Source organism: Acinetobacter sp. 24-47-39, from assembly GCF_056783825.1.
The window spans coordinates 1-233 of sequence record NZ_JBWYIP010000052.1; the positions used below are offsets into that span (position 1 = coordinate 1).

Here is a 233-nt window from a genome sequence, read left to right on the forward strand (position 1 = left end):
ACGTGTTTCATCAGTATATCTTGCTGACTCTTCTAACTTTGCATTTTCATTAAGTTTAGTCTGAAGGTCTTTCGCCTTCGTCTCAAGCGCGACTAAATCCGCTTCTGTTGCTAATGAATCTTCAAACTCTTGTTGTGCATTAGTTTTTAATGCAGCATCTGCAGCGTCTAATTCATCAGTCGCTTTGATCACATCACCTTTGGTAACTGTTTTAGCAGGATCACGACCATCAG

General features: G+C 40.3%; 1 protein-coding gene. It reads right to left on the reverse strand.

Annotation, left to right across the window (positions count from 1 at the left end; genetic code table 11):
- The coding region (locus AC1M9C_RS15020; protein ID WP_481953986.1) for a hypothetical protein at positions 1-233 on the reverse strand (233 nt) is incomplete at both ends.